This window comes from Undibacterium sp. (genome assembly GCF_030683615.1).
GTDB classification, from domain to species: domain Bacteria; phylum Pseudomonadota; class Gammaproteobacteria; order Burkholderiales; family Burkholderiaceae_D; genus Undibacterium; species Undibacterium umbellatum.
Genome location: NZ_JAUXQE010000040.1, coordinates 85809 through 103065 on the forward strand (window position 1 = coordinate 85809; position 17257 = coordinate 103065).

The following is a 17257-nucleotide window of genomic DNA, read 5'->3' on the forward strand; positions in this document are numbered from 1 at the left end:
GCTATCGGCATGTAAAAAAACAAGAAAAGCTTCATGCTGTACATCAATATTACGCCGCAGACTAAGCAATGAGAAAAAAAATTTATCCTTTTCACCACTTTGTATAACAAGTTAACAAGTCTGTAGGCTGGCAACATCAGTTTAGTTCGAGATACAGATCTTTTTGTGTTGCCAAGTACGCCCCTCGCCTGAAAAGAGCTATAGCCTTTTCAAAGGGAGCAATTTAGACTGGATATTTCTCTGGAGACACGAACGAACATCATCAAGACAGAAAGACTGCTATTACGCACGGTGACCGCGGATGATGCAACTTTCTACCTGTCACTTGTGAATGACCCTGCATTTATAGAAAACATATGTGACAAGGGCATACGCACCTTGGACGAGGCACTTAATGACATTATCAATGGGCCTATGGCAAATCAGGAAAAAACTGGCTTCAGCCTGTATGTGGTAGAACGCCAAGAAGATGGCCAAGCCATGGGTTTATGCGGGCTCGTCAAGCGTGAAAGCTTGAAAAATATTGACCTGGGCTACGCATTTTTGCCGCAATTCCTAGGTCAGGGATATGCCAGAGAAGCAGCCGGGGCAACATTAGCCTATGCCAATACACATTTGGGCATGACCAAACTGGCAGCCATTACCGCGCCGGGGAATCTCGCTTCCAACAAATTATTGCAAGACCTGGGGTTTAAAATGGAGGCTGTCGTCATTCTGCCGGGTGAAAGCAAAGATACCAATTTATACGCCTACGAATTCTAAATTGGTACCAACGCAGTTCAACAAATAAGCTTACAAGAAACGATCCAATATCTTGCGACTATGCTTGTCTATTTCATACATATCACGTATCAGGAATTGTATACCGTGATTATCGGTAATCAATAAAGAGGTCTTTCCTATGCGACGTATGTCTTCGTCGCCCTTGAGGACAAAATCAGTCTCACCACGATCTGTGGCCACCGTCCAGGTGCAAGGCAAGGCAAAGCTGGTGACACTGATGATGCTGCTGATCTCAGGCATGAATTCGCGACCTTCCAGCTCCTCCATGACCAGTGCACGCACATCTACTGCAAGGTCATCGAGTTGATCGATCCATGCCACTTCGCGCCCGTCTGTCATGACCAGGGACATGCCCGCCAATGGTGACTGGATAGGAAATGCCCGCACCGGGCTGACACCTTCAAACACTTCGCCAGCCTCATTGCTGAGTATCAGTTTGCCGAAAGAATTGCGGGTCAGGGTAAATTTTGTTGTTGTCATCTTCTATTACTCCTCAACCAGTTCTGCATTGCGGGCTTGCGCCTGATACAGATTGTAGTAAGCACCTTCTTTGGCCATCAACTCGTCATGGCTACCAACCTCGACTACCTGGCCTCTGTCCAACACCACCAGACGGTCAGCCTTGTGCAGGGTGGACAGTCTATGGGCAATCGCGATCGTGGTACGGCCTTGCACCAGGTTATCGAGGGCTTTCTGGATTTCTTTTTCTGTTTGCGAATCGACCGAAGAAGTCGCTTCATCCATGATCAAAATACGTGGATCAATGAGCAAAGCTCGCGCAATTGAGATACGCTGACGCTCACCGCCAGACAAGCCCTGTCCACGTTCACCAACCATGGAGTCATAGCCTTGCGGCAAACGCAAAATGAATTCATGGGCGTGAGCAGCGCGCGCCGCTGCAATGATTTCATCACGTGTGGCTTCCGGTTTGCCATAGGCGATATTCTCGGCGATGGTGCCAAAGAACAGGAAAGGCTCTTGCAAAACCAGGCCAATATTTTGGCGGTAGTCAGACACAGCAAATGAGCGTATATCAACGCCATCGAGCAAAATCGCACCTTCCGAGACATCATAAAAGCGGCAAATCAGGTTCACAAGCGTACTTTTTCCTGAACCACTGTGACCAACCAGCCCTATCATTTCACCTGGCTTGATATTCAGGTTAATACCACGGTTAACCGCACGGTTACCATAGCGGAAACCCACTTCACGCAATTCTATCTGACCTTTGACTTCTTTTACCTTCACAGGATTTTGTGGATCAGGCACGCTCGATACATGATCAAGAATATCGAAAATGCGCTTGGCAGCCGAGGCAGATTTCTGCGTCACGGACACGATACGGCTCATGGAATCAATACGGCCATAAAAGTTGCTGATAAAAGCCACAGCAGCGACCAGAGAACCGACAGTAATATCACCTTTCGATATCTGCCAGATACCAAAGCCCCAGACCACCAGAATGCCGAGATCAGTCAGGAATGATACGGTGGGAGAAAACAGCGACCAGACCTTGTTGAGCTTGTCGTTGACTGCCAGATTATGCTTATTCGCTTCACGGAAGCGCCCTGCTTCACGCTTTTCTTGGGCAAAGGCTTTGACCACCCGTATGCCTGGAATGGTATCTGCCAACACATTGGTCACTTCGCCCCATACCCTGTCTATCTTTTCAAAACCGGTACGCAATTTATCACGCACCAGATGGATCATCCAGGCAATAAATGGCAGCGGCAGCAAGGTCACCAAGGCCAGCTTGGTATTGATCTGCAACAGAAAAGCAGCCGTCATGATGAACATCAGTACGTCAGTAGCAAAGTCCAGCAGATGCAGGGACAGATAAACACAAATGCGGTCACTTTCGCTACCTATGCGTGACATCAGGTCGCCAGTGCGTTTACCACCAAAATATTCGAGTGACAATTTCAGCAGATGTTCATAGGTAGCAGTACGCAAATCTGCACCAATCCGCTCTGACACCAGTGCCAGGATATAAGTCTTGCCCCAGCTCAGCAGCCACGCAATTACCGCAGAACCAAGCAAACCACCGATATAAAACACCACCAGCTTGGGGTCAACATGCGCACCGTTTTGATAGGGGATCAGCACCTCATCCGTCAACGGCTTGGTCAGATAACGCGGGATCATGTGGGCCGCCGTACCCAGCAACATCAGCGTGAAGCCGATGAACAGTTGCAAACGGTAAGGATGGGCAAATCGCCACAAGCGTAACAGTGTCCAAGTGGACGGAGGTGTATACGTGACCTTGGTGCACACCGGGCATTCTTCCTGATCTGGTTCCAGCACGGCTTTACAGCTAGGACAGATATTTTGTTCTGCACGAATTACTGGCATGCCAGTCACATGGCTTAGCAACTGCTCCTTGAAGTGGTCCAGCAAGCGTATGGCATGCAAATTTTGGCCCAAAGTAAAGCGCCAGGTGGCCTCCAAACCCTTTTCATCCATCAGTTCCAAATGGCCGACACCAGCATGATCGTGATGACTTAATTGCAAACCCTGCCTAAAACGCCATTCTTTCCAATCAGTTTCACCGGGCGACTTGGTCAGCAAACGCTGGTCAGTCACCACCAGCAAGCCCTTGCGGAAGCGAAGTTTGTTGTCGAGGTCAACCTCCAGGGTAGTCAAAACGTTCTCGCCCTTGGCGATCTGACTATTGAGGTCAGCCTGCCAGGCTACTGGAATTGATGCAACTGGCTGCTCGGGACTGAATTGTGTTGTGGTCATCGTGAAACGAACTCCGGCTCAATAGCTGGTCCCGAACAAAATCAGGACATAAATTTTAGTAAAAGAGATCACTTGGTTTCCGTTTCAAGCATAAGCCATGTCACGGAAGCAGCAATTTACGGTATTCTATCGGAAGAAAAATAATCAGATAACTCTGATCAAGAGGATGAACTGCTTTTGCGCTGGAGCGCAAGTATATCAGCAAGCGTGCTCTCCACAGCCGCTTTCAATATGCTATGCGAAGTAATATTGTTGTTATGACAAATTTTCAAGGCACCAGAAAATCTGACATAGCAAGACCAGCCCAAGATGTTGCGCATTCAGGGAAAACGAAGAAACGCTCTAAAATGACAAGACCTGGTCTGCATAAAACCGGCTTATAAAAGTTTACATACATGACAACAAACAAGAAAGACATCCGCATTCTCAGCGCAACGCATTTGCGTGGCCCGAATATCTGGACTTACCGCCCTGTCATTGAAGCAGTGCTGGATATCGGTGAGCTGGAAGAATTTCCATCGAATAAGATCCCTGGCCTGTATGAGCGCCTGACGACCTGGTTGCCCGGCATCATAGAGCACCGCTGTGGTGTCGGTGAACGTGGCGGATTTCTGGAGCGCCTGCGTGAAGGCACCTGGTCTGGTCATATCCTTGAACATGTCGTACTTGAATTGCAAAACCTGGCGGGCATGCGCACAGGTTTTGGCCAGACCCGTTCGACCAATGTGGTCGGCGTTTATAAAATGGCCTTTCGCACCCGCGAAGAACAGGTAGGACGCGCCGCCCTGCAAATTGGCCGCGACTTGTTGATGGCGGCAATTGAAGACCAAGCTTTTGACCTGCGAGTGAAAGTGAATGAATTACGCGAATTGGTCGATGCGCGCTGCCTTGGCCCCAGCACGGCCAGCATTGTTGACGCTGCGACCGATCGCCGCATTCCCTCCATACGCCTGACTGACGGCAATCTGGTGCAATTAGGCCATGGCGCTGCCCAGCGCCGCATCTGGACTGCAGAAACTGACCGAACCAGCGCCATTGCCGAAAGCATCGCCAGCGATAAAGACCTGACCAAAACATTGCTGCAATCATGCGGTGTACCTGTGCCTGAAGGCTCACTGGTGCGAAGCGCCGAAGAAGCCTGGGAAGAAGCGCAGGATATCGGCCTGCCTGTCGTTGTGAAACCTTATGATGGCAATCATGGCCGCGGTGTTTCCTTGAACCTGATGACACAGGAAGATGTCACTGCGGCCTACCATCTCGCTGCACGCAAAGGCGATAGCAAGAGCGTTATTGTGGAGCGCTTCATCGCTGGCGATGAGCATCGCGTTCTGGTCGTCGGCAATCAGGTAGTTGCGGTCGGCAAAGGCGAGTCGCTGTGGGTGACTGGCAATGGCAAATCAAATATCAGTGAACTCGTTGATGACCAGATCAATACTGATCCGCGCCGTGGCACAACAGAAGACTGTCCTTTGAATTCCTTGAACCCTGCTGAAGGTGCAGAAATTATCCTGGAGTTAAAGCGCCAGGGCATGGATGCTAATTCCATTCCCCTGGAAGGGCAAAAAGTCTTGATACAGCCAAACGGTAATGTTGCTCTAGATGTCACTGATAACATTCACCCGGATATAGCCTATGCTGCGACACTGGCTGCACGTATCGTAGGCCTGGACATTGCCGGAGTTGACCTGGTAGCAGAAGACATTTCCCGCCCGTTGGCTGAACAAGCTGCGGCAATTATTGAAGTCAATGCCAGCCCTGGCTTGCTCGCCCACATCAAGCCAGCCAATGGCGAAGGTCGCCCGGTTGGAAAAGCCATCATCAACCATCTGTTTGCAGCTGACGAAAGTGGTCGCATCAGCATCGTCGGCGTTGCTGGCACCAAGGGTTGCAGCCTGATTGCACGCCTGATCGGTGCACTGATCCATATCAGTGGCAAGGAAACTGGTGTCGCTTGCGCGCAAGGCTTGTTCCTTAACAAGCGCCTGGTTACTGATGGCGATTGCGCCAACTGGGAAGCTGGCCAAAGACTGCTGATCAATCGCTCGGTACAGGCAGCCGTCTTTGAAACCAATGCCAAAGCCATGCTTAGCGATGGTCTGGCTTATGACAAATGTGCTGTAGGTGTTGTTACCGATCTGGATGGTTATGCCGACCTGGGTGCTTTTTACATAGACAACCCGGACCAGATGCGCAAAGTCTTGCGTACCCAGGTTGATGTGATTTTGCCTGACGGCGTAGCGGTATTGAATGCTGCTGACCCTGTCGTGGCAGATCTGGCTGAGCTCTGTGATGGCAAGGTGATTTTTTATGCCAGAGACCCGGCACTGGAAGCCATAGTCAATCACCGTGCACTGGGTGAACGCGTGGTATTTTTGCGTGATGACAATATCGTACTGGCAGATGGTGAGACTGAAACTGCCCTGCTGCCCCTGAGCGCTTTGAAGCCTGCAAAGGTCGCCCAGGCAGAAAGTGTACTCGCAGCAGTCGCCGCAGCATGGGCGCTGAACATTACACCAGAATTGATCGGTGCCGGTCTCAGGACTTTTGACTCCAGCAACAAATCAGCTTACTGACAGTATTGACAATTGCACAGGTACGCGATCTGGTACCCGCAAAATTGCAAGATGTACTGTTTAGGTATTTTTCTTAGAATTTGCTATTTGTCTGATGGTGTGATTTCTGATGCTCGCATGCTCAGGCTGTAAAATCAGCACACCATCGTTTGACGCCTTTTTCAACAGGATTAAGTTTTATGGAAGTATCACGCATCCGTGCCCTGCGCGGTCCCAATCTCTGGAGCCACCATACGGCCGTAGAAGCGATTGTTGCCTGCACAAATGAAGAGATGTCAATTGCTGGCCTGAACGGATTTGAAGACCGTTTGCGCGCCCTTTTCCCGCAACTCAGTATTTTGCAACCTACCGGCCATGATGACGCCATCTCCATGGGCCACGTTTTTGAATTACTTACCCTGGGCCTGCAGGCTGAAGCTGGTTGTCCGGTCACCTTCAGCCGCACCACGCAAACCCTGGAAGCAGGCATCTTTCAGGTAGTGGTTGAGTATTCAGAAGAAGCCGTTGGCCGCCTCGCAGTAGAACTGGCTGAGCAAATCATCAATGCAGCATTGAAAGACCAGGCCTTTGACCTGCCTGCTGCGCTCGAGCAATTGCGTGATCTGGATGAAGATGTGCGCCTGGGGCCATCTACCGGCTCAATTGTAAATGCCGCCGTTGCCCGCAACATCCCCTATCGTCGCCTGACGGATGGCAGCCTGGTTGCTTTTGGCTGGGGTAGTCGTCAGCGCAAGATACAGGCAGCAGAAATGGATGGCACCAGTGCCATTGCCGAAGCCATTGCGCAAGATAAAGAACTGACCAAGAAGCTTTTACACGCTGCTGGTGTGCCAGTGCCATTGGGGCGTTCAGTATCCGACCCTGATGATGCATGGGCAGCTGCCCTCGAAATCGGCCTGCCTGTGGTGGTTAAACCCAAGGATGGCAATCAAGGCAAAGGCGTGACTGTCAATGTCACAACCCGCGAGCAACTGGATGCAGGCTTCCATGCCGCCAGTGAATTCCGTGATGACATTCTGGTCGAGCGCTTCTTGCCCGGCAATGATTTCCGTCTGCTGGTAGTCGGCAACAAACTGGTTGCCGCTGCCCGCCGTGACCCGCCGCAAGTGGTTGGCGATGGCAAGCAAAGCGTGCGTGAACTGGTTGAACAAGTCAATAAAGACCCGCGCCGTGGCAGTGGCCACTCCACTTCCCTGACCAAGATACGTTTTGATGATATTGCCCTGGCCAGCCTGGCCAAGCAGGGCTTTGTGGCTGACTCCATACCGCCCAAGGGACAGCGCGTGGTATTGCGTAATAACGCCAATCTCTCTACTGGTGGCGCTGCTACCGATGTGACAGATGACGTGCACCCGGAAGTCGCCGCCCGTGCAGTAGCTGCTGCACAAATGGTGGGGCTGGATATTTGCGGTGTCGATCTGGTTTGCGACAGCGTATTGAAACCGATAGAACAGCAAAATGGCGGCATCGTGGAAGTCAATGCTGCGCCAGGTTTGCGCATGCATCTCTCCCCTTCGTTCGGCAAAGGCCGCCAGGTCGGTGAAGCGATTATTGCCTCCATGTTTGATGACAATGATGATGGCCGCATCCCTATTATTGCGGTCACTGGCACAAATGGCAAAACCACGACAGTACGCCTGATCGCCCATCTGCTGACCGCCAGTGGCTTGCGTACAGGCATGACAAATACTGACGGCGTGTATGTCGCAGGCCGCCAGATCGATTGCGGCGATTGCAGCGGCCCGCGCAGTGCCCGCAATGTCTTGTCCCACCCTGATGTTGATGCAGCCGTGTTTGAAACAGCACGCGGTGGTGTCTTGCGTGAAGGTCTGGCTTATGACCGTTGCCAGGTTGCAGTCGTCACCAATATCGGTTCCGGTGACCACCTTGGCTTGAATTACATCACCACGGTAGAAGACCTGGCCGTATTGAAGCGCGTCATCGTACAAAACGTTGCTGATAACGGCTATGCCGTACTGAATGCGGCTGACCCTATCGTTGCGGCCATGGCCAGCAATTGCCCGTCTGCCGTCATCTTCTTCGCTGCTGACCACCAGCATCCCGTCATGGCTACGCATAGAGCACAGGGCAAGCGCGTCGTCTATGTTGAAAATGGCCATTTGATCGCTGCAGAAGGCAAGACACGCCACAGCGTACCACTGGCTGATATACCTATTACCCGCAATGGCAGCATAGGCTTCCAGGTCGAAAACGTCATGGCATCCGTCGCCGCTGCCTGGGCCGTGAATACTGACTGGGACAGCATACGTGCAGGCTTGAAGTCTTTTGCCAATGAAGCAGACAATGCACCTGGCCGCTTCAATGTCTTCAACTTCCGTGGCGCGACACTGATTGCTGATTACGGCCACAACCCGGATGCGATATTGGCACTGGTACGCGCAGTCGAAACCATGCCAGCCAAACGCCGTTCTGTTGTCATCAGCGGTGCTGGTGACAGACGTGACCAGGACATACGCCAGCAGACTGAAATCCTTGGTGAATCCTTTGATGACGTAGTGCTGTACCAGGATCAATGCCAGCGTGGCCGTGCTGATGGTGAGGTTGTCGCCCTCTTGCGTGAAGGCTTGAAGCAGGCAACAAAAACCTCACGCATAGATGAAATCAATGGTGAATTCATTGCCATCGATCTGGCCATGGACAGGCTGGAAGCAGGCGACCTGTGCCTGATCCTGATTGATCAGGTAGAAGAAGCCCTGGCGCATATCACCAAGCGTGTTGCGGCAGGTTAAGCTCACAGCAAGACTAAAGAAACGAAAAAATGCCGGGTCAGTTCATTTAAAACTGATCCGGCATTTTTTATTCCTGATTTCTTCAGGTATTGCGCCCCGCCATCACACCACCGTCCACATCCCAGACTGCCCCTGTTACCCAGGAAGCTTTATCTGACAGCAGGAAAGTAATCGCTTCTGCCACATTCTGGGGCGTACCTATGCGACCTATAGGATGGAAACCATTAAAACCCTGCAACGCTGCAGGGATATCCGCCTTGGGGATGAAGCTCTCATATACCGGGGTTTCCACTACAGCTGGCGATACTGCATTCACACGAATATGATGGGCGGCAAGTTCCATTGCCAGATGCTGGGTCAAGGAATGCATACCTGCTTTTGCCATCGAATACGCAGATGAAGGTGTCGCCGCTATCGCCTGCTTTGCCCACATCGAACCAATATTGACGATAGACCCAGGACGCCCGTTGGCTATCATGTTGGCAGCAATCTTTTGGGTGATAAAGAATAAGGCCTTGTTCAAAGCCTGATATTGATCGTAGTCACTTTCGCTATGCTCAAGAAATGCCTTGGGTACAAATATGCCTGCCGCATTCAGCAAAAGATTGATGTCCTTGTGCGCTTCATCAATTTTTTTCAAAAGTTGCTGCACTTCGTCTGTCCTGGATAAATTCGCAGTCAATACAGTTACTTCGCCCAACACTGACAATTGCTTCTGCGCCGCTTCGGCCTTGTCCTTACGATTGCCAACTATCACTACTCTCCCACCTTGGGACAAGATCATACGTGCAGTTTCCAAACCCATGCCGCTGGTGCCGCCTATTACCAGCAGTTTCTTACCTTCAAAATTAGTGCTCATTGTGTACCCTTTCATTTATCTACCTACTAATTGGTAGATTGCATTTGCAAAAAAATGCCAGCTTCAAGCTGACACAGTGGAAAGAAAAGTTCGTGCGATATCTGCAGGTCCTTGCACCGTACGCATACCGCGTCCCAACACCATAGCCCCCTCCAGCGCACTCAAATAGGCTTGTGCCAGTGACTCTGCGTCACAATTCTTTTTGATCAACCCTGCATTCTGGGCGTCACCCATAATCTGGGTCAGCCAGTCCAGATTGACCTTGAAGAAGCTTGCAACTTCATCAGCAGCAGAGTCAGGGAGTGAGCCAGACTCAGCCCCCAGCATGCCGCAAACACAAAGACGCCGGTCACGATTAAAGGTTTGCTCAAACACGGCCGCATAAGCAGCCAGCCTGTCCATAGGACTGGCGTGCCGCCCTTCCATGTTCAGCAATTCACCGCGAAAACTATGCGTGTAGCGCTGCACCAGCACTGCCACAAGGTCCTCTTTCTTGGGGAAATGATGATGAATACTAGGTTTTTTGATGCCGACCAACTTGGCCACATCGTCATAGGAAAAACCGTTGTAACCTTGCTGCTGTATCAAGCCCTGGGCAGCATCAAGGATACGCTCAGCCATTGGCGACATTTCTAAAAAATGCTTCATGTGTTACCTGCTTGGAATAAGACGCTCATTGCAGCCTCAGTTAATTTACCTTCTAGTTGGTAGGCATCATAAGTACAGTTAATTGTTGTGTCAAGCAGCTTTTTGACATGTTCATGCATAATAGCTGTCACGCCAACCGGCAAGCATTATTAATCAAATCAAAAAGCCCTTGGCCTCAGTCTTGGCATTGTGCAAACCAGCAAGCGGCAAATGTTTATCAGTAGCGATCTCACCATCCAGCATAAGCGAGGTATAACGCAAACAGCAAACCCGCAGGAAGGATGAGAAATTGTCGATATGCCCACGATAGGCAATCAACTCATCATACAGCTTGGTGATGAGTTGATTGGTATTCATGCCGTCACGTACAGCGATTTCTTCCAGTACCGACCAGAATATCTTTTCCAGCCTGATGGAGGTCACCACGCCATGCAGGCGCAGTGAGCGCGATCTGGATTCATACAAACCCGGATCGGCTTTCACAAAAATCTCGCACATTACTCCTCCCGCATATCGTCAAGAAATTGATTTACTGACGATTATACGACACTTGCCTAATCTACAACTTGACTACAACTTTATTTCTGTGCCCAACAATTGCAAGAACTGCCCTATCCAGGCTGGGTGCGCCGGCCATGCGGGTGCAGTCACAAAATTCTTGTCAGTCACCGCCTCGGTCACAGCAATATTTGCATAATGTCCACCTGCTGCCTCCACTTCTGGCTGGCAAGCCGGGTAAGCTGAACACTTGATGCCTTCCAGCACCTTGGCGGCCGCCAAGATCTGCGCGCCATGGCATACAGCAGCGATAGGTTTATTGGCTTGCGCAAAATGCTGGACGATAGCAATGACTTGCGGATTCAAGCGCAAATATTCAGGCGCACGCCCACCTGGTATCAGCAAGGCATCATAATCTTGCGCCTTGATACTGGCAAAATCATGTGTGATGCCAAAGCGATGACCTGGTTTCTCTGTATATGTCTGCTGGCCCTCAAAGTCATGGATGGCCGTAGCAACATAGTCGCCAGGTTTTTTGTCCGGGCACACTGCGTGTACTGCATGCCCAACTGCCAGCAGACTTTGGAAAGGCACCATGGCCTCATAGTCTTCTACAAAATCACCGACCAGCATAAGAATTTTTTTGGCTGCCATGATGTCTCCTGAATATTGGTTTGAAGGAGACCCATTGTTAAACAAATTTTATGATCGCAGGTAATGACGGGTTACTACATTCGCCAGAAATTGCCGTGCAGAAATTAACTATATTTTGCGCATTCTTATTAATATTTTGCGCCTTATTAATCAAACAGTAACAAGAACTCGTATAAAATCAAACCATGCTCTGGAATCAGATAACACGGAGTAAGAATCATTTATAGGCTGGAGACAACATGGCAGAAGCAGGGCCGCTATACAAAAATCGGGTTTTGCTGCTCACGCAGACTTTCTTCATCATCGATAACAAAGAAGAGTTATTGATCGGTGCGCATAAGTACGACTTCGACATCCTGTTTTTTGACCAGATGAGCGGTTTTGTAAAAGCAGTTCAATCTTCTGACGGGCACGACCTGTTCGTGATTGACCTGGATGTTTTGTACAACATGCAAGACGATATGCAACATACCCGCCGTCAGACCATGTTCCTCAGTGATTTGCTGCAGCGCCTGCCAGACGACCAAAGCTATATTTATCTGCAAACCGTGCGCCAGGGTGAGCGTTTTTTACTGCAACAAAAGTTGGTGGACAGCAACTGCATGGCCTATGCAGAAAAACCTATCACCAATGAAGTGCTGGTCGACAAGCTGTTTAATATCTTTGCCCGTCAAAAACGCGGTGAAACGAATACCATCGTCCACTGCGGTGAACTATCCTCTCTGGACTCGGCCCTGCTGGCAGAAAACCACATTGAACTACTGCACAATCCAGATGCCCGCTCTTTACATGTGCGCGTCAAGGAATCGCAGCCAGATATCGTCCTTATTGATGAAGCACAGTATCTACAGACTGAAGCACTCGTGCGTGTACTGAAAAAGAATATTGAGTTTGACCCCAGCCGCGAAATCATCTTGCTGCAAAGCCGCCCTGACTCAAACATGGCCAGGCGTGCGCTCGATAGCGGTTTTGATGAAATACTGACACCCAGCGATGCCGACGTGCTGACACGTCAATTACTGAACCGCATCAATAAAATCCGCACCAGTAAAGACTTGATCAGCCGCGACCGCGCCACTGGCCTGCTCAACAAAGTAGGCTTACAAAAGAAAGCCCAGGAATGGATACGCCGCGCCAGTCGTGAAAACAAATCCCTGACCTATGGCATCATTGATATCGATAAATTCAAGACCATTAACGACACCTGGGGCCATTATTTTGGCGACATCGTCATCAAGCGTTTGTCTTTAGTCTTGTCCTCACAACTGGGCGAGCAGGATTTGCTGAGCCGCTTTGGCGGCGAAGAATTTGTCGTGGTTTTCTGGGATTGCACACCAGCACAAGGCAAACAAAAACTCGACGCCATGCGCGAAGCCTTTGGAAAAATCGTATTTGAAGTCAAGCCAGGCGAAAATAAAAACTTCAGCTTCAGCGGCGGCGTCGCCGACTTCCCGACCTGGAATACTGAGAATGCCATGTTCTTGCAGGCAGATGCGATGTTATATCAGGCCAAGCAAAGTGGGCGAAATCAGATTTGTGTTAGTGGAAAATAATCTGGTCTAATAATTTTGTTGTAGGCTGGGCTTCGGCGTATCAGCCCAACACTGGGCCTCGATAAACGTATAGCTTATTTAAACGCTGAATGTTGATCTGATAAACCATAGCCCAACTTACAATATAAAGCCCATGCATTCACCTTTCAAAAAAAAACAGATAATGAGAGTAATTTTCCCGTCCCTGGCCACTCCTTTCCGCGTGGAAGAACTCTTTTAAAAACAAGTGCGTTCACAGGTTCATACAGCAAAACATATTGTCTCGCGAGACGCAATCGTCTCCTGCGCAACTGATGCATTGATACCGGTTTTTCCCATCCCCACTGGGGAAAGGGTTTCTTCATTGCGTTTCTGTACTCAAGTATCAACACTCTGGTCAATTGGCGCTTTAATTCAATCTTGTCCATGCGCACGACAGGCTTTCTCCAAAGACGTACAGGCCGAAATTCACGCTGCTTCAGCATAGGCAAGCAGCGTCAAAGCACAGAATCATGCCCACCCGCTCCAAACAACTGTTCTTTGACATGCGCTAACTGATCCCTGACCTGCGCGGCTTTTTCAAATTCCAGGTTCTTGGCATGATCAAGCATGAGTTTTTCCAAACGCTTGATTTCACGGCTGATCTGCTTCTCGCTCATGACTTCATAGCGCGCCTGCTCTTGCGCCACAGCCAACTCTTCCCTTGCCTCTTGCGGATTATAGACGCCGTCGATGATGTCCTTGATCTGCTTGCGTATGCCTACGGGGGTGATATTATTGGTCAGATTGAAGGCCAACTGCTTGTTACGACGGCGCTCGGTTTCACCCATGGCGCGACGCATGGAATCAGTCACTTTATCTGCATATAAAATCGCTTTACCATGCAGGTTACGTGCAGCGCGGCCTATGGTCTGGATCAGGCTGCGTTCAGAACGCAAAAAACCTTCTTTGTCTGCATCAAGGATCGCCACCAGTGACACTTCAGGGATATCCAGACCTTCGCGCAGCAAGTTGATACCAACCAGCACATCAAAGGTACCGAGGCGCAGATCGCGGATAATTTCTACCCGCTCTACCGTATCAATGTCGCTATGCAGGTAACGTACCTTGATGCCATTTTCACCGAGGAATTCTGTTAACTGTTCTGACATACGCTTGGTCAGTGTGGTGACCAGTACGCGCTCGTGTTTTTTCACACGCTCGATAATCTGGTTCATCAAATCATCAACCTGCGTCAGTGCCGGGCGCACTTCAATTTCCGGGTCAACCAGACCGGTAGGTCTGACCAACTGCTCGACAGTCTGGTCAGAATGCTGATCTTCGTAATCACCTGGCGTGGCCGAGACAAATACGGTCTGGCGCAACTTGCTTTCAAATTCAGCAAACTTCAGCGGGCGATTATCCAGTGCCGATGGCAGGCGGAAGCCATAATCCACCAGATTTGTCTTGCGCGCCCTGTCGCCGTTATACATGCCATTCAACTGACCTGTCAGCACATGGGATTCATCAAGGAACATCAAGGCATCTGCTGGCAGGTAATCGACCAGGGTCGGTGGCGGTTCACCGGCCTTGGCACCACTCAGGTGGCGCGAATAATTTTCAATGCCCTTGGTGAAACCAATCTCGGCCATCATTTCCAGATCAAAGCGGGTGCGCTGTTCTATGCGCTGCTCTTCAATGAGTTTGTTTTCACGACGGAAGAAATCCAGGCGCTCGCGCAATTCTTCTTTGATGGTATCGATGGCACGCAAGACCGTTTCGCGCGGCGTGACATAGTGCGAGCTAGGATAAACCGTGAAGCGCGGTATCTTTTGTTTGATACGCCCGGTCAGGGGATCAAACAATTGCAGGTTTTCGATTTCATCATCGAACATTTCTACACGCACAGCCATCTCGGCATGTTCTGCCGGAAATATATCAATAGTATCGCCACGCACACGGAAAGTGCCACGTCCGAAATCAACTTCATTGCGCTTGTACTGCATCTGTATCAAGCGGGCGATGACATCGCGCTGACTGACTTTGTCCTTGGCACGCAGGGTCAAAATCATCTTGTGGTATTCGCTAGGGTTACCGATACCATAGATGGCTGACACAGTAGCCACAATGATGACATCACGTCTTTCCATCAGCGATTTGGTACAGGACAAACGCATCTGTTCTATATGTTCATTGATGGCAGAATCTTTCTCAATGAACAAGTCGCGCTGCGGTACATACGCTTCTGGTTGATAGTAATCGTAATAACTGACAAAATACTCCACCGCATTGCGTGGAAAGAATTCCCTGAACTCACTGTACAACTGTGCTGCCAGGGTTTTATTAGGTGCAAAAATGATCGCTGGCCTACCTGTTCTGGCGATTACATTTGCCATCGTGTAGGTCTTACCCGACCCCGTCACTCCCAGCAGTGTCTGAAAAAACAAACCGTCACTGATACCCTCAACCAATTGTGCAATGGCCGCTGGCTGATCACCCGCTGGCTGGAACATTTGATACAACTGATAAGGTGAATCAGGGAAACTGATAAATTTTGATTCGTCCAGCTGTTCTGACAAAGCTGTTGAATTAACTGGTGCTACGGCCATGATGCGATTACCTTTGCTAAAATAGGTGGCTGTACTATGCAATCTGCCTCATTCCAACCATTACTGTCGGCAACGACAAATATTTCCATATTATCACGATGACTGCTTCCACATCTTCACCCCTGTTTTCCGCCATAGAAATGGCCCCCCGCGACCCTATCCTGGGTATCACTGAAGCCTTTAATGCTGACCAGAACCCTGCCAAGGTTAATCTGGGGGTAGGCGTTTATTATGATGACAATGGCAAGGTACCGTTGCTGGAATGCGTCAAAAAAGCCGAAGCTATTTTGATGGAAAAATTCGCCCCACGCACTTACCTGCCTATAGAAGGCCTGGCTGCCTATGATAAAGCGGTACAGGAATTGGTGTTCGGTGCTGACAGCGATGTCGTCAAGGAAAAACGTGCAATTACTGCCCAGGCCATAGGCGGCACGGGTGCGTTGAAACTGGGCGCTGACTTCTTGCAGCGCTTCACGCCAAATTCTGAAGTATGGATCAGCGACCCAAGCTGGGAAAACCACCGCGCCCTGTTTGAATCGGCTGGTTTTAAAGTCAACTCTTACCCTTACTATGATGCAGCGACACGCGGCGTCAATTTCGCTGGCATGCTGGATGCATTAAAATCCATGCCCGAAGGCTCCATCGTGTTGTTACACGCCTGCTGCCACAATCCTACCGGTGCTGACCTGAGCGATGACCAATGGACGGAAGTGATTGCCGTAGTTGCAGAGCGCAACCTGATCCCTTTCCTCGACATGGCTTATCAGGGTTTTGGTGATGGCATAGAAGCAGATGGCAAAGTAGTACGTCGCTTTGCTGAAGCTGGCGGTGCTCTGTTTGTCTCCAACTCTTTCTCCAAATCCTTCTCCCTGTACGGTGAACGTGTCGGTGCACTGAGCATTGCCGCATCCAGCGCAGAAGAAGCAGCGCGCATCATGTCGCAACTGAAACGCGTGATCCGCACCAACTACTCCAATCCACCTACTCATGGCGGCCAGGTGGTGGCAACCGTACTGGCAACGCCAGAACTGCGCCAGTTGTGGGAAGAGGAGCTGGCAGGCATGCGCGTACGCATACGTGAAATGCGCACCGCCTTCGTCAGCAAACTCAAGGAGCAGGCTCCTGGCCATGACTTTGATTTTGTGATCAAGCAGCGCGGCATGTTTTCGTACTCTGGCCTAACGAAAGAACAAGTTGGCAAGCTGCGCGATAGCAATTCCATCTACGCAGTTGATACTGGCCGCATTTGCGTAGCTGCCCTCAATAACAAGAATATTAACAACGTTATTGCGGCAATTACTGCGGTTTTGTAATTCGATTTGACTTGCGTATTGACAAACAGGGGTCTAGAGAATATAATTTTTGTCTCTGTTCCCTGATAGCTCAGTTGGTAGAGCGACGGACTGTTAATCCGCAGGTCCCTGGTTCGAGTCCAGGTCGGGGAGCCACAGAATTTGAAGTAAGTAGTGAACTTGTCAAAAAATCACTGCGAACGAGTAAATAAGTATAAGTATAAGTAGTAGATTAAAAAGTTTAATGAAGATCATTATATCTTCTATTCCCTGATAGCTCAGTTGGTAGAGCGACGGACTGTTAATCCGCAGGTCCCTGGTTCGAGTCCAGGTCGGGG

Annotated in this window: 12 protein-coding genes and 1 tRNA gene; 6 read left to right on the forward strand and 7 right to left on the reverse strand. The window is 50.1% G+C overall.

The window, feature by feature from the left end; translation table 11 throughout:
- Positions 1-276: 276 nt before the first annotated feature.
- The gene (locus Q8K39_RS22620) at positions 277-762 is read left to right on the forward strand and encodes a GNAT family N-acetyltransferase (protein WP_305263436.1); all 486 of its coding nucleotides are present in this window, start codon (positions 277-279) and stop codon (positions 760-762) included.
- A gap of 30 nt (positions 763-792) precedes the next feature.
- Here Q8K39_RS22620 and Q8K39_RS22625 read toward each other — a convergent pair whose 3' ends face one another.
- Positions 793-1263 (reverse strand): DUF1854 domain-containing protein, encoded by a 471-nt coding sequence (locus Q8K39_RS22625; RefSeq protein WP_186951783.1) that lies wholly within the window; start codon positions 1261-1263, stop codon positions 793-795.
- A gap of 6 nt (positions 1264-1269) precedes the next feature.
- Complete coding sequence (locus Q8K39_RS22630; RefSeq protein ID WP_305263427.1) at positions 1270-3525, reverse strand: ABC transporter ATP-binding protein; 2256 nt, start codon at positions 3523-3525, stop codon at positions 1270-1272.
- Positions 3526-3920: 395 nt separating this feature from the next.
- Here Q8K39_RS22630 and cphA (Q8K39_RS22635) point away from each other — a divergent pair, with 395 nt between their 5' ends.
- Positions 3921-6098: a cyanophycin synthetase gene (gene cphA, locus Q8K39_RS22635; RefSeq protein ID WP_305263428.1), complete on the forward strand. Its 2178-nt coding sequence runs from the start codon at positions 3921-3923 to the stop codon at positions 6096-6098.
- A gap of 179 nt (positions 6099-6277) precedes the next feature.
- Positions 6278-8848, forward strand: coding sequence for a cyanophycin synthetase (cphA, locus tag Q8K39_RS22640; protein WP_305263429.1), 2571 nt, complete (start codon positions 6278-6280; stop codon positions 8846-8848).
- 82 nt (positions 8849-8930) lie between these two features.
- On the opposite strand, the gene Q8K39_RS22645 is transcribed toward cphA (Q8K39_RS22640), so the two are convergent.
- The 4 genes from Q8K39_RS22645 to Q8K39_RS22660 all read right to left on the reverse strand — a co-directional run bounded on the left by Q8K39_RS22645 (position 8931) and on the right by Q8K39_RS22660 (position 11507).
- Positions 8931-9707 carry an SDR family NAD(P)-dependent oxidoreductase gene (locus Q8K39_RS22645; protein WP_186951787.1) on the reverse strand — a complete coding sequence of 259 codons (777 nt, stop codon included), beginning with the start codon at positions 9705-9707 and terminating at the stop codon, positions 8931-8933.
- 63 nt (positions 9708-9770) lie between these two features.
- The gene (locus Q8K39_RS22650; RefSeq protein ID WP_186951788.1) at positions 9771-10355 is read right to left on the reverse strand and encodes a TetR/AcrR family transcriptional regulator; all 585 of its coding nucleotides are present in this window, start codon (positions 10353-10355) and stop codon (positions 9771-9773) included.
- 153 nt (positions 10356-10508) lie between these two features.
- The gene (locus Q8K39_RS22655) at positions 10509-10853 is read right to left on the reverse strand and encodes a ribbon-helix-helix domain-containing protein (protein ID WP_186951789.1); all 345 of its coding nucleotides are present in this window, start codon (positions 10851-10853) and stop codon (positions 10509-10511) included.
- A 72-nt stretch (positions 10854-10925) separates the two neighbouring features.
- A complete protein-coding gene (locus tag Q8K39_RS22660; protein ID WP_186951790.1) occupies positions 10926-11507 on the reverse strand; it encodes a DJ-1/PfpI family protein in 582 nt (193 codons plus the stop codon).
- 239 nt (positions 11508-11746) lie between these two features.
- On the opposite strand from Q8K39_RS22660, the gene Q8K39_RS22665 reads away from it, so the two are divergent.
- Positions 11747-13060: a GGDEF domain-containing protein gene (locus Q8K39_RS22665; protein ID WP_305263430.1), complete on the forward strand. Its 1314-nt coding sequence runs from the start codon at positions 11747-11749 to the stop codon at positions 13058-13060.
- Between the two features lie 476 nt (positions 13061-13536).
- Here Q8K39_RS22665 and uvrB read toward each other — a convergent pair whose 3' ends face one another.
- Positions 13537-15627, reverse strand: a complete 2091-nt coding sequence (gene uvrB, locus Q8K39_RS22670; protein WP_305263431.1) for an excinuclease ABC subunit UvrB — start codon at positions 15625-15627, stop codon at positions 13537-13539.
- A 98-nt stretch (positions 15628-15725) separates the two neighbouring features.
- Between uvrB and Q8K39_RS22675 the strand changes: the two genes are divergently transcribed.
- Both Q8K39_RS22675 and Q8K39_RS22680 read left to right on the forward strand, forming a co-directional pair.
- Positions 15726-16940 carry an amino acid aminotransferase gene (locus Q8K39_RS22675; protein ID WP_305263432.1) on the forward strand — a complete coding sequence of 405 codons (1215 nt, stop codon included), beginning with the start codon at positions 15726-15728 and terminating at the stop codon, positions 16938-16940.
- A 59-nt stretch (positions 16941-16999) separates the two neighbouring features.
- Positions 17000-17075 (forward strand) — tRNA-Asn (locus Q8K39_RS22680).
- The last annotated feature ends 182 nt before the right edge of the window (positions 17076-17257 follow it).